The organism is Olsenella sp. Marseille-QA0557, from assembly GCF_965119725.1.
Taxonomy (GTDB): domain Bacteria; phylum Actinomycetota; class Coriobacteriia; order Coriobacteriales; family Atopobiaceae; genus Coprovicinus; species Coprovicinus avistercoris.
The window spans coordinates 1,411,923-1,425,373 of the sequence record NZ_CBCPMI010000001.1; the positions used below are offsets into that span (position 1 = coordinate 1,411,923).

13 protein-coding genes are annotated in these 13,451 nt (G+C 48.7%); 9 read left to right on the top strand and 4 right to left on the bottom strand.

The annotated features are described in order from the left end of the window. From pstB to ACQY6Y_RS06455, 4 genes are read left to right on the top strand one after another with little or no spacing between them, the layout of a single operon-like run. A complete protein-coding gene (gene pstB / locus ACQY6Y_RS06440; protein WP_428379488.1) occupies nt 1-792 on the top strand; it encodes a phosphate ABC transporter ATP-binding protein PstB in 792 nt (263 codons plus the stop codon). Then, nucleotides 792-1,514: a phosphate signaling complex PhoU family protein gene (locus ACQY6Y_RS06445; RefSeq protein WP_428379489.1), complete on the top strand. Its 723-nt coding sequence runs from the start codon at nt 792-794 to the stop codon at nt 1,512-1,514. Before pstB ends, ACQY6Y_RS06445 begins: the two co-directional genes overlap by 1 nt. 1 nt (nt 1,515) lies before the next feature. Further along, nucleotides 1,516-2,199, top strand: coding sequence for a response regulator transcription factor (locus tag ACQY6Y_RS06450; protein WP_428379490.1), 684 nt, complete (start codon nt 1,516-1,518; stop codon nt 2,197-2,199). Nucleotides 2,200-2,203: 4 nt separating this feature from the next. Continuing rightward, nucleotides 2,204-3,790: an ATP-binding protein gene (locus ACQY6Y_RS06455; RefSeq protein WP_428379491.1), complete on the top strand. Its 1,587-nt coding sequence runs from the start codon at nt 2,204-2,206 to the stop codon at nt 3,788-3,790. A gap of 51 nt (nt 3,791-3,841) precedes the next feature. Here ACQY6Y_RS06455 and ACQY6Y_RS06460 read toward each other — a convergent pair whose 3' ends face one another. The 3 genes from ACQY6Y_RS06460 to ACQY6Y_RS06470 all read right to left on the bottom strand — a co-directional run bounded on the left by ACQY6Y_RS06460 (nt 3,842) and on the right by ACQY6Y_RS06470 (nt 8,258). Further along, a complete protein-coding gene (locus ACQY6Y_RS06460; protein ID WP_428379492.1) occupies nt 3,842-5,881 on the bottom strand; it encodes a class I tRNA ligase family protein in 2,040 nt (679 codons plus the stop codon). An 89-nt stretch (nt 5,882-5,970) separates the two neighbouring features. Further along, nucleotides 5,971-6,693, bottom strand: a complete 723-nt coding sequence (locus tag ACQY6Y_RS06465; protein WP_428379493.1) for an HAD family hydrolase — start codon at nt 6,691-6,693, stop codon at nt 5,971-5,973. Between the two features lie 44 nt (nt 6,694-6,737). Beyond that, a complete protein-coding gene (locus ACQY6Y_RS06470) occupies nt 6,738-8,258 on the bottom strand; it encodes an alpha-amylase (RefSeq protein WP_428379494.1) in 1,521 nt (506 codons plus the stop codon). 171 nt (nt 8,259-8,429) lie between these two features. Here ACQY6Y_RS06470 and ACQY6Y_RS06475 point away from each other — a divergent pair, with 171 nt between their 5' ends. Then, entirely contained in the window at nt 8,430-9,173 is a 744-nt protein-coding gene (locus tag ACQY6Y_RS06475; RefSeq protein WP_428379495.1) for a phosphatase PAP2 family protein, read from the top strand. Here ACQY6Y_RS06475 and ACQY6Y_RS06480 read toward each other — a convergent pair whose 3' ends face one another. Then, nucleotides 9,174-9,839 carry an HAD family hydrolase gene (locus tag ACQY6Y_RS06480; RefSeq protein WP_428379496.1) on the bottom strand — a complete coding sequence of 222 codons (666 nt, stop codon included), beginning with the start codon at nt 9,837-9,839 and terminating at the stop codon, nt 9,174-9,176. A gap of 123 nt (nt 9,840-9,962) precedes the next feature. Between ACQY6Y_RS06480 and pyrE the strand changes: the two genes are divergently transcribed. From pyrE to queA, 4 genes are read left to right on the top strand one after another with little or no spacing between them, the layout of a single operon-like run. After that, a complete protein-coding gene (gene pyrE / locus ACQY6Y_RS06485) occupies nt 9,963-10,607 on the top strand; it encodes an orotate phosphoribosyltransferase (RefSeq protein WP_428379497.1) in 645 nt (214 codons plus the stop codon). 4 nt (nt 10,608-10,611) lie between these two features. Continuing rightward, a complete protein-coding gene (locus ACQY6Y_RS06490) occupies nt 10,612-11,241 on the top strand; it encodes an epoxyqueuosine reductase QueH (protein WP_428379498.1) in 630 nt (209 codons plus the stop codon). Continuing rightward, a complete protein-coding gene (gene add, locus ACQY6Y_RS06495) occupies nt 11,228-12,226 on the top strand; it encodes an adenosine deaminase (RefSeq protein WP_428379499.1) in 999 nt (332 codons plus the stop codon). Before ACQY6Y_RS06490 ends, add begins: the two co-directional genes overlap by 14 nt. Beyond that, nucleotides 12,216-13,442, top strand: coding sequence for a tRNA preQ1(34) S-adenosylmethionine ribosyltransferase-isomerase QueA (gene queA, locus ACQY6Y_RS06500; protein ID WP_428379500.1), 1,227 nt, complete (start codon nt 12,216-12,218; stop codon nt 13,440-13,442). The genes add and queA overlap by 11 nt, the downstream gene beginning before the upstream one ends. The last annotated feature ends 9 nt before the right edge of the window (nt 13,443-13,451 follow it).

Sequence of the window (13,451 nt, forward strand, 5' to 3'; positions counted from 1 at the left end):
ATGGACAACGAGAACATCACGCAGGACGCACCGTCTGGAGCGTCGAATGTGGCCATCTCCATCCGTGATTTCAATCTGTGGTACGGAGATTTTCAGGCGCTCAAACACATATCACTAGATATCCCTAAGAATCGTGCTACGGCTTTTATTGGTCCTTCTGGATGTGGTAAGTCCACCTTGCTGCGCACATTCAACCGTATGAGTGATTTTGTAAGCTCAGTTCGTACTGAAGGCACCATTGAGTTTGAGGGTAATAATATCTTTGACATGGATGCCAACACACTGCGTATCCATGTGGGCATGGTCTTTCAGCACCCCAATCCCTTCCCCATGAGCATTCGTGAGAATGTGCTTTATGGCCTTAAACGCATGCGCCATATTTCTCGTACCGAAGGGGATGAGGTGTGCGAGCGTACGCTTTCCGAAGCTGCCTTGTGGGATGAGGTCAAAGATTCACTCGATAAGAGCGGGTTGGGACTTTCAGGTGGCCAGCAGCAACGTCTTTGTATCGCACGTGCTTTGGCAACCGATCCAGAGATTCTGCTTATGGATGAGCCCACGAGCGCTCTTGACCCCATTTCAACTTCAATGGTTGAGGAGCTTATGGCGCAGTTGGCTCATGAGCATACAATTGTGGTAGTAACACACAATATGCAGCAAGCAACGCGTGTTGCAGATAAAACTGCCTTCTTCTATCTGGGCGAGCTCATTGAGTCTGGACCTACAAAAGAGCTGTTCTCGAATCCTAAAGAACAGCGTACACAAGAATATCTCTCCGGGAGGTTTAGCTAATGGCAAAGATAACTACACGCTCCGAGTTTTCCAAGCAGCTTGAAGATGTTCAGGGCTTGGTCTCCCGGCTCGGCGAGAAGGCTGAAGCTGATATCCGCGCCGTCGGTCTTGCTGCTCGTGGTGATCGCGGCGCAGCAACAGGGGTTTTGCGCGGCCGTAAAGCGGCAGATCGTCTTCGCAATGAGATTGAGAGCAACTGCCTTGATATCATGCTGCTTCAGCAGCCGCTGATTGGTGAAGATCTGCGTTTCGTCTCCGGCGCTTTCAGGGTCGTGTCTGACTTGTATCAGATTGACAATATGACCCGCGACATCGCCTTTCTGATGGCTGAGATTTCGAAGAAATCTATGAAGCCACTTATCGAGACGTTCTCCATTATGTCAGACAAAACCGCCTCAATGCTCGCTCGTGCCCTTGATGCATTTAGCGCTGCTGATGCAGACTTAGCTCACGAGGTTATGGACTCCGACGATGAGATGGACCGCATGTATCAGCAGACTGAAGAAATGGTTGCTGGCCTTATTCGCGAGTCCGATGGTCAGACAAAGTCTTTGCCTGAGCTTCTTATGGTGGCAAAGTATTTTGAACGCATTGGAGATCAAGCTGCTCGTGTTGCTGCATGGGGTTTGTTCCGTGCAACGGGTGAACGCGTGCTAACCAATGCTGATCATCTCGCAGAGCTTGAGGATGAAGAAGAAACTATAGGAGAGGCTGGAGAGTAGCGTGGTCTACTACGTCGAGGATGATACAAACATTCGTGAGATTACGCTGTATGCGCTTACGCAGGCAGGGATTGATGCAAAAGGGTTTTCCAATGATGCGTCATTTCGACGCGCTTGCGATGAGCGCGTGCCCGATGCTGTTCTCCTTGACATTATGCTTCCCGACACCGATGGCATTTCTATTTTGCGGCGCATTCGCCAGACTCCTGGTTTGACGGATGTGCCCGTCATGATGCTTACCGCAAAAGATACTGAGCTTGATACGGTGCGAGCTCTCGATTGTGGTGCTGACGACTATCTTGCTAAGCCTTTTGGCATGATGGAAATGGTTAGTCGTGTGCGTGCGCTGCTGAGACGTTCTGGACGAGGCCGTTCTTCCTCGGCTTCTGTGGACGATACAATCCAAGTTGATGCACTCACTATCTCGCCTTCTCGTCGTGAGGCTTCTGTGGATGGTAAGCCGCTTTCACTTACGATGCGTGAGTTTGACTTGCTTGAGTTTTTAGCAGCAAGTCCGGGTGTTGTTTTTACCCGTGAGACCTTACTTCAGCGTGTTTGGGGCTGGGATTTTGACGGTGGCAGCCGTACAGTTGATGTGCATGTTCAAACAATTCGTGCAAAGTTGGGTGATCATGCAGGTCTTATCGAGACTGTTCGTGGTGTAGGGTATCGTCTCAAGGGTTAAGTTTATGGCTGCTGTACGCTCTCATGCGCCTTCTCTATCACGTCGATTCTTTATTGTTTTACTTGCTGTTTCAACGGCAGCAGTGATCGTAGCGTTTATTGCTTCAGCAATATTGTTTCAAGCATCCGGGGAAGCTGATGTGCGAGCAGCACTTAATCGTGAATGCGATCTTATTGCTTCTGCTCTCGATATATCTGATGGAGATGACAATGTTGCTATTGTGCGCAACCTCGATTTGGGAGGTATGCGCGCAACGCTTATTGATGCCAACGGCAATGTTCTTATGGATAGTGAAGGCGACGCTTCAGATATGGAGAGTCATGCCAATCGTCCAGAAGTTCAAGAGGCACTAGCTCATGGTGAGGGATCTTCAGAACGTCTCTCTCGCACGCTTGATATTGTGAGTTTTTATCATGCAAAACGGTTGGCTTCGGGTGGAGTTATCCGAGTTGCACAGGACAGTCGTACAGCATTTTCGATTATTACAGGAGATCTTTCGGCACTGGCGCTTGTGGCGATTATCGTCATTGCACTTTCATGGCTGGTAGCTCGAATTATTTCCCGTGTACTTGTGGCTCCTATTCTTGCTATTGATATACACAGTGGGCATCGTGAAGGTGATTCTGAACAAGACGACGCCAATACTACTTCGCCTTATCATGAGTTGGAGCCACTGGTTGAAAGGTTACATAGGCAGCAATCACAACTGGTGGAACAAATGGATCAGCTTCGAGATGCTGAAGTGATGCGTCAAGAGTTTACTGCCAATATAACGCATGAGCTTAAAACTCCTCTTGCGGTTATTTCAGGAGCGGCGGAACTCGTTCGTGACGGCATTGCGCGCCCTGAGGATGTGGCTAATTTTGCAGGGCGAATATATGATGAGTCGCAAAGACTTACCAGCTTGGTAAATGACATTCTCATACTTTCTCGCCTTGATGAGTCTGAGCGTGCAGGCATGCCCGACTTAGTAGGCTCACTTGAGCCCTGCGATCTTCATTCTATTGCTCAGGACGTATGTTCTCGTTTGGCGCCTATGGCCAAACGAGCAAACGTGACCCTTGGGTGCGTGGGAATGACGGCTCCTGTTATGGGAAATGCACGTTTGCTTGATGAGCTTATCTACAACCTTTGCTCCAATGCTATTAGGTATAACCGTGAAAATGGTTCGGTGGTGGTAACCTGCGGCGTGGGAGATCCCGATACCTTCGAAGTGGGAAACGGTATTACAAGCGGCACGATGAGTTCTGCAAATGCAGCGAGTGCTGTCAATGCAGCTAAACCCTTGGAGGATATGTCTGCGAATGCGTCGCTTGGACCTTTTGTGCGTGTTGCTGATACTGGCATTGGTATTGATCGTTCTGAGCAGGCAAAAGTATTTGAGCGTTTTTATCGCGTGGATACAAGTCGCTCACGAAATGGCGGCGGAACTGGTCTGGGGCTTGCAATCGTTAAGCATTCGGCAGCCTTCCATCATGCTGAAATAGATTTGGATAGTACGCCTGGTGAAGGCACAACTATTACGGTTACGTTCCCTCCGGCATCGGATTACCCTGATGCAGGCCCAGAGACCACAAGTACAGAAAACTAATAGACGCTTCTTTGATGAAAAAAGGCCGCTTATTAAGCGGCCTTTTTCGGTTTATTTGCCCTTACGGTTTTGACTGGGGTGTCCTTTAAAGAAGTCAAAACGTGGAGGTAGTTGCGTGATTTGATGCTCAGCAGGGCTTTGACCTAACAGTTGGGCGAGTTCAACAGGGGTATCAAACGCATGACTCCAGCTGAAGAAAAGATCGGGTTCAAAGCCAAGGTATGTGCATATTTTTTCACAGCCAGAAGGAGCAGCTGGATGCATAAGCAGTGCTGTCGTGCGCAGAGCAACAAATGCATCAGCAAGGGCTTGTTCATATGCGGCATTATCGCCCTTTGAAGCTTTGCTCGCGTCGTCCCAGCGCTTATTCGCGGTGCGACAGAACGACTCGACAATAGTAAGAGCACCGTGAGCATCAAACGTATATGCTGCGCGCTCAAAATCGAGCGTTGCCTTGCGTGCGGTTTCAACAGCATCTTCATGTGGGGCAATTTCAGGAAGATGACAACCGCAGGCATTGGCCGCGCCATAAAAACAACTGCGTGCAAGACGATTAAAGATATTGGTAAGAAACGCGCTTTCCTTCAGGGCAGGATCTGCAACACGCGGATCGTTGCACACAAGAATTTCTTCACCAGTTTTCTTGTCCTTGTGGCTCACTGAAGTATCAAAAGCCTTTGGAGCAAAACTTACAGCTTTTTGATCGAGACCAAGGGAAAGCCAATGGCAACGCAGCTGTTCAGCGGTGTAATGCTCCAGCAACTCAGAAGCCATAGGAGGCTTAATTTTTCCTGAGCTCGACGCTTTCTTATTCATAAAGAGAATGTGGTAGTTGGCAATAGGTGTGTCCTGGAACAGATTCCAGTTAAGTGCTTCCCACATAGCCGGCTGAGCAACGCAGTAGAAGTAAATATTGTCTTGTCCAATAAACTGATATACCGCAGCGTCGTCAGCGCACCACCAGTCATGCCAGTCACGAGAGGAGTAACGTCCCTCTGGCGCTTCTGCGAGGACTGTCTGAACAAATGAGATTGGTGCCCAAAGGCTCTCTGGCCAGCACCAAACCGTAAGATTTGAAAGGCCTTCAAGTTCGGGAGCGGGAACACCCCAATCAATATTGCCTGTAATACGGAAAGGAAGCAGGGTTTTACCCGTGCGGAACCTCACGTTATGAGCTTCCAGGATTCCACGAGCTTGGTCTCGCTCGCGCCAGTTGTTAAATTCAACTGAGAAGGACTGTTGATTTCCTGTTGGCTCCTGTACGACATGTTCAGGCAACTCATGTTCACACGAGCTGAATGCTTCACGGAATTTTTCCTGAATGTAGATCACGGGTTGAGCAAGTGATTCGCGTACCGTTTTAGGAACAATAGCGCGGACCTGAGGATCCTTTTCCCATGCTTCAACAACTTGTTCAATATCTGCTTTAAAAGCAGGCAAGTCGAAATACCAGTTATCCACCGGACGGAGCTCAGGAGTAGTTCCGGTTAGCTGGGAAACAGGTGCAATAAGCTCTTCTGGATCAAATTGATGACCTAAGTCACACTCATCAGCGTAGGCCTTTTCAGATTTACAACCCCGCACTGGACAACGCCCCTGAACTTGGCGTCCATTGAGGAACTGACCTGCTTGGGTGTCATAGAATTGGCGCGTGCTCATCTTGTGGAGGTAACCGCGCTCATACAGACGCTTAATAATATCTGTCGTGAGAGCTGCATGATAATCCCGTGCTGGCTCAAGGGCAGAACCGGCAAATAGATCGAGTGAAACCTCGTAATCTTCAAGCGCTTGTTTTTGAGAATCGTGGTTGGCGGTTACATAATCTACGATGGTTCCGGTATAACCCTCTTCAACTCGCTTGCGATATCCCTCCATAATGGGGGAGCCGTAGCAGTCTGTGCCAGAGACAAAAATGACATTCTCAGGCCCAATGCGATCTCTCAAAAACCGTGCGAAAAAATCGGCAGGTACAAATACGCCGCCAACATGGCCAAAATGAAGATTTTTATTTCCATAGGGCATGCCGCCTGTAATAACGGCACGTTTTGGAAACGTGGGGCGTTCAGCGTTTTCAGTGGAATCGAATGCCATGAGCTACCTTGCATCCTTCTCGACGTATAGATTGGTCATACTGTCCCAGTATCCCATAATCAAAGGGATAGCGAGCATCTTATTTATTGCTATCCGAAGATAAGCTCCGCAAGTTCATTAGCGTTATCAGCAATGAGCGATGCGTTATGACGCTCAAGGAATGCACGACTTCTAAAACCCCAGCTTACGGCTATACATGGCATATTGGCATTCTGTGCAGTCAGCAAATCAATTTCAGAATCGCCAATATAGACGGCTTCTCGGGGTTCGATCTTAAGCAATTCAGCAACACGAAGAACGGCATCTGGAGCTGGTTTGCGTCGAACATCGCTACGTTCACCAACGGAAATATCTAAGAGACCAGGAAAATGCAAATCGGCGAGCCTGCGCACTTCGGGGTCCATTTTGTTTGAAACTACCGCACATACAATATTGCTTTGCCGTAAAGCTGAAAGAAGCCCGAGGATACCAGGATAGGGCTGCGTGTGATCATTGCAATGATCCCGGTAGTAGACAGCAAACGCTGAGCGTACGCGCTCTACTTCCGCCTCATCTAAACCGAGGTCTTGAATTCCAACGCTTCTTCCAATGGCTTCTAGCTGTTCTTCTGTGCTGACAAGTCCTGCTTCTGTTGCAAGAGCACGCATTACGGCAACCTGAGCACCGCTTCCAAAAAAGCTTCCCACATCACGACAGGAGAATGTGTGCTTATGCCCTGTTTGCTTGAGTGCAGTATCAAGTGAGGTGGCGAGATCTTCCAAGGTATCGAGAATAGTGCCGTCCATATCAAAGATAGCAGCGGTATAGCCCATGAGGGGTCCTCTCTGATATATGTTTGAGCAGGCATATTGTAGAACTAGAGACGCATCTCCTCAGTATCTTCGGCTGTTTCACGAACAATACGCCGCAAAATGCAATCGTGTTCAAGAGCATGCGTTGCTTGTTCAGGAAGATAAACGGAGAGCCTGCCATCGAGGGTAGAAAAATCAGCCCAGCCTTCTGCATCAATTTGGGTGTCTGATTGTTCGCCTAATACGCATGACCAGGTTTCGCCTGCGTGATGTTTACCTACATACATATGCTTTTGTCCACCATCGCGATCGGTGAGCACCACCGCAAGGCCACTTCCAGGATGTTCAGATTCACCCTCGCGCGTCCATCCTATAACGTCGGGGGCGTCGAGAAAGTCATGTTGAGGTCCATATGAGAAACGTCGACGCACTTCCATCAACAATGGCAGTTCTTGTACAGCAGGAATATTGCCGCCGTTAGGCATGCCATAAAGATCGCCGTAGAACACACAGGGATAACCGGCTTCACGTAAGAGAATGAGAGCGTATGCTGCGGGTTTAAACCACGACTGAACAAAAGATTGCAATGCTTGTCCTGGTTGCGTGTCATGATTTTCGGCAAAAGTTACAGCATGAATAGGATCTTTTGCAACCAGTGTGTTATCAAAAATCTTTGAGAGATCTACATTGCCCTGAGAGCACGACGCTCGATACAGGTTGTAATGGAGCGGAACATCAAAAAGCGAAAGCGCACGTTCTTCTCCCAAATATGCGAGAAGTTCTTCGGATGTTCGTCCCCAATACTCTCCGACACAAAAGAGCTCGCGATTAGTTTGTTTGCGAATCTCAGCAATCCATCTCAGATAAAAGTTTCGATCAATATGTTTGAGGGCATCAAGACGAAATCCATCTAAGTTACAGTTGGTGACGTACCAGCTGCCCCACTTTACGAGCTCCTCATAAACACGTGGGTCATTGACATCTACATCAGCGCCCATCAGGTAGTCGTAGTTACCATTTTCAATCCGTTCTACCGCATCATCCCAATGCTTTCCCTCAAAGAGGTAGATGCCCTTTTGTTTAGTTCTCTCGTTCCAATCCACGCCGTGAAAGCAAGACCAGTCCCAGGTAAAGTCAGAATACCTGCCGTTTCTGCCAGGAAAAGTAAAACGGGTCCAGGCTAAAATCGTGCGGGGTATATCTACCGCTTCACCTCTATTAGTTGACAACACTTCTTGGGCGCGAACCTCTTCACATCCGTCAGCTCCAAGACGTTGGTTCAATACAATGTCGGCAAGTACTTGTATGCCATGCGCATGCAATGCTTGAATAGCTGCTTGATATTCGGATCGCGTGCCATATTTGGTACGCACACTTCCTTTTTGATTAAATTCGCCGAGGTCATAGGTGTCATAGACACCATATCCTACATCTTGAGGTCCTTTTTCACCCTTAAAGGCGGGTGGAAGCCATACTGCCGTAATCCCTTCATAGGCAAAGGTTGCTGCTTGTTCTTCCAAGCGCTTCCAATGTGAGCCATCTGCTGGGAGATACCATGAAAAACCTTGGAGCATCGTGCCGTTCATATAACACCTCGCTCAGGAATGGTTATTCGCTATAAGGACAGCCTGACTGTACCCATTTCATATCCTAGAAGTTCAATGTATTTCATTCGTTCAGAAAGTATTGAGGCAAAGAGGGATATACATACGTGAGTATAAATTGCTCAAAAAGTCGAGTAAGTGCGGAGGTAGTCAATGGCTGAAGACAAGCGTGTCAACAATACGGGCCAAGGTCTTCAGAATGTTAACGTCAGCGAGAATCGCAGGCCACATCAAATTATCTCGGAGTTTCTAGAACTTTTACGAGCGAATATTCGTCTCGTAGTGGCTGTTATTGCCGTAAGTATTTTCCTCTTCTTGCTCAGCGAAGTGCTTCAAGGTGAGCTTATGCGGCTCGATAGGATTGCAATTTCTCTCTTTGTCATGCGTCTGAGAACGCCTTGGCTCACACCAATCATGGAGGCTTTTTCTGCTCTTGCCACTCCTGTTGTTTTGCTTGTGCTCTTACTTGTGGTAATCGCTTTTGCTCCAGGCCGAGCGCCTGGCTGGTGTTGCACAATCAATTTGGTTCTGGTTGTTTTACTCAATCAGATCCTAAAATTTATTGTTCAGCGTCCACGGCCAGAAGGTTTTCGGCTTGCTGTAGTGAGTGGCTTTAGCTTTCCATCAGGTCATTCTATGGTGGCTATGGCATTCTTTGGCCTGCTTGCTTGGTTTGTATGGCGCTACGAGAAAAACCGTTGGATGCGCAATCTTTTGGTCATAGCGTTTTCCATTGTCATTCTCATGATAGGTATTAGTCGTGTATATCTGGGTGTGCACTATGCCTCAGATGTACTTGCAGGTTTCTGTGTGTCTCTCGTATGGCTTACGCTGTATACCCGCTTGGCAGTACCGGTCTTTCTGCGTGATAAGCCCGCCATTTCAAATGACCATTAACTAACGTAATCCCCATGCTTTGAGGGTATGAGCAAGCTCTTCATGACTGGTGACAACAAGATCTGCCTCAGGAAGTGCTTGGGGTACCGTAGAACCTTGAAAGCCAATGGCATACATCCCTGCGGCGCGTGCTGAAGCAATTCCTGAGGGAGAGTCATCGATTGCGATAGTTTTTGAGACATCTTCTGGGTTTGCAGTGAAATATGAAAGCGCTTTTAGGTATGGCTCGGGATGTGGTTTGGTATGACGTACAAGTTCACGGCCTACCAAAACATCAACGAAGCTCATAAGTCCAAGACGATTGAGCGCTGCGGTGAGAGGAGCACAGAGGCTCGTGGAAACGACGCCAATACCTACGTTATGTTCGGCGAGATTCTGCCAGAGCTCTCTCAGACCTGCTATCGCAGGGATTTTGGGATTGTCATAGATGGTGACAAGAGGATCGGGGCGCGCCGCTTTGTACTGCTCGATTGTTACGTTGATACCATGTGCAGCAAGAAGAGCGGTGCCCATTTTGCTTGAGGACCTACCCATAAAGGTGTAGAGCTCCTCGTCGGTAGGTTCATATCCAAAACGTGAGATTACCTGTCGATCGGTTTCGATATAGAACGGTTCAGAATCTATAATCACGCCATCAAAATCGAAAAGGGCATAGGAGGGAAGCATAGAAACTCCTTGAATTGAGGTTTTGACACAGATTGTAAGCTGACCTTCTATGTAACGTTTACAATCTTTCAAACAAGATTCTAAGTACTTGTCTGTGGAACATTTGCATGCGAAAGGTGGCTTATGACATCAAAAACCGATATCGCTCGTGCTCTTCTCTCAATTAAAGCTGTTTTTTTGCGTCCAGATGATCCCTTCACCTGGGCAAGCGGAATTAAGAGCCCAATTTATTGCGATAACCGCCTTACGCTAAGCTACCCCGATGTTCGTTCTTTGGTGGATGGAGCTATCGCTGAGCTTATTCAAGAGCACTATCCACAGGCTCAAATTCTTATGGGAACTGCTACTGCGGGTATTGCTCATGCAGCAATTGCCGCCGAGAAGCTTAAGCTTCCTATGGGTTATGTTCGCGGTTCTGCCAAAGATCATGGTCGTAAAAACAGAATTGAAGGCAAGCTTGAGGCAGGCGATCGCGTTGTGGTGGTAGAGGACCTCATTTCTACAGGAGGATCAGTCATAGAGTGTGTTGAGGCGCTCCGCGAAGTGGGAGCAGATGTTCTCGGTGTTGTCTCGATCTTTACCTATGGCATGAATCGTTCGCGCGAGCGTTTTGCTGCAGAGAGCCTAGAAAATATCAGTCTCTGTGATCTTGATACCCTTGTGGAAGTTGCAGTTGAGGAGGGCTATATTCGCCCTGCTGACCGCGGCCGTCTTCTGGCGTTTCGTGATAATCCCTCCGATGAATCATGGATGAGCTACGAGGCTTAAATTGATGAGCTCTTCTTCCACACCCCTTCTCTTGCATGCCTGCTGTGGACCATGTTCGCTTGAGCCGGTTCACTTATTGCGTGAAGAAGGATTTGAACCCACCATTCTTTGGTCAAATCCAAATATCCAACCAGCTGCAGAGCATGATTTGCGCCTTGCAACTTTACTTACGTGGGCAGACCAAGTTGATCTTCCTGTGATTGTTGGCTCGTGTGATCGCACGGCATGGGAAAAGAGTGCTGCTTTAGCCGGTTTTAATCGGGAGCAACGTTGCAGAGCTTGTTATGCACTGCGATTGGCCGAGCTTTGTCATGTGGCAAAAGAACGTGGCTTCACACATGTTTCTACAACGTTGGTAGTCTCTCCTTACCAGCTGTTTGATGTTTGCCATGATGTGCTAGAACGTCTTACTGTCGCGCAGGGACTCACTATGGTTTGGCGCGATTTTCGACCATGGTACTCAGAGGCAACGGTGCACTCTCGCGAATTGGGAATGTATCGCCAGAATTATTGTGGCTGTCGTTTTTCTGCAGCAGAAGCAACAGTTGAGCGACATGAGCGGCGTGATGAACGACGCAGAGAAAAGCTTGCAAAACGCCGTACAACTATGGAGGCAGAGCATGTCATACGTTGACCTTCATCTCCATCTGGATGGTGCCATTACCCCTGCTATTGCTCGCGAGCTTGCTCGTATGCAGGATATTGTCTTGCCCGATGAAGTGCCTGGTGAGCTTGAACAGGCGTTGTCGGTGGGGGAGAAGTGTGAAAGCTTAAACGATTATCTTGCCTGTTTTGATTTGCCTATTTCGCTCTTGCAAACCCATGAATCCATTCGTGAGGCAGTTCGTCTTGTGCAGGAAATGCTCATCTCTCAAGACTGCCTCTATGCTGAGATCCGCTTTGCTCCACAACAGTTTGTTCAAAGTGGTTTGAGTCAAGAGGAGGTTGTACAAGCCGCACTGGAAGGCTTGAGTCTTTCTCCCATGCGTTGCAACCTTATTCTGTGCTGTATGCGCGGAACTGATACTGCTGAGAAGAATATCGAGACTGTACGTCTTGCCGAGCAGTACCTTTGCGAAGATGGCGGTGTGGTTGGATTGGATCTTGCGGGTGCCGAGGCACTCTTTCCCACCAAGGACTATGTCGACCTGCTTCGAGGAGCTCATGAACGAGGTGTTCCTCTAACGGTTCATGCAGGGGAGGCTGCAGGCCCTGAGAGCATATGGTCGGCACTTCAAACGGGATGCACGCGCATTGGTCATGGTATTCATGCTGTTTCGGACCCCTCGCTTATGCACTACCTTGCTGAACATGCTGTGGTCCTTGAAGTATGCCCCACCTCAAATTTTCACACACATGCTGTAGAAGAGGGCTCGAATTATCCATTGCGAGCCTTGCTTGACGCTGGTGTACACGTAACAATAGCCACCGACGACATGGCTATTTCACGGACCTGTTTGGCGCATGAAGTGGACTATGCAAAGCAGCTTGCTCATTTGAGCGAGGAAGAGTGTTTGCAGTTACAGCTCACGGCTATTCAGGCTGCCTTTACGAGTGAAGCTACAAAGCAAGAGCTGAGAGAACTGTTACAGCGGAAGGATGCTGTTCATGCGGACTGATGACTTTGACTACAATTTGCCCGACGAACTTATAGCTCAGGCTCCTGCGGAGCCACGTGATTCTTGCCGCCTGCTGGTGTTGCATCGTGATGGAGGGTCAGGCCCCACAGGTGAAGCTCATCAAGCAGCTGATGGCAGCTCGATTGAGCACCGGATTTTTCACGATATTCTTGACTACCTCAAGCCAGGAGATTTGCTGGTAGCTAACAAAACACGTGTTATGCCTGCACGCCTCGTAGGGCATAAAAAGGGAACCGGTGGAGTCGCCGAGACACTCCTGCTCCGCCGCCGCGAGGATATTGATTCTTTGGGCCACGTGTGGGAATGTCTGGTTAATCCGGGTAAGCGCTTGCGTCAACCTGGAACCGTAATTGAATATCGTGCCGGCGGTTTGCTTGCACCCGAAAATGCTCCCGTTGTGTTAACAGGAGAAATTCTCGATTTTGTTGAGGGAAGCAAGGGCGGAAGACTCGTGCGCTTTGAGCCGGTGGGTACTTCCAACACAGGAGAGCCTCGCACGCTAGATGAAGCGGTTCACGAAGCGGGAAATGTGCCTTTGCCGCCTTACATTACTTCGTACAAGGGTGACCCTGAGAAGTACCAAACGGTCTACGCGATGCATGAAGAGCATTCTGCAGCCGCTCCAACAGCAGGCCTGCATTTTACGCCCGAACTTATCGATCGTATTCGTGAGGCAGGTGTTGGTTGGGCAACAGTTGAGCTTGAGGTTGGTATTGATACCTTCCGTCTTGTCACCGAAGACGATCCAACAAAGCATGTCATGCATACGGAGCGCTATCACGTACCCGCTGATGTTGTAGAAGCTGTTCGTACGACAAAAGCACAAGGGGGACGGGTAATAGCTGTTGGTACAACGGCAGTCCGTTCGCTTGAGAGCGCTTGGGATACTGCAGTTAAAGCTGCAAATCCTCCTATAACAGCAAGGCGCTTTGAACAAGCCGCGGACTCAGCTGCAGTTTCGGGTATGGGCGATTTAGTGGTTCGTGAAGACGCAACAACCAATCTATTCCTTATGCCTGGCTCAACGTTTCATGTGGTAGATGCTCTCATTACCAATTTTCATGTGCCCCGCTCAACCCTTATGATGCTTGTATCTGCCTTTGCTTCTCGCGAACAGATTATGGGTGCCTACAATGAGGCAATTCAGCAGCAGTATCGCATGCTATCTTTTGGCGATGCTATGCTTATAGACTAAAAATGGGCG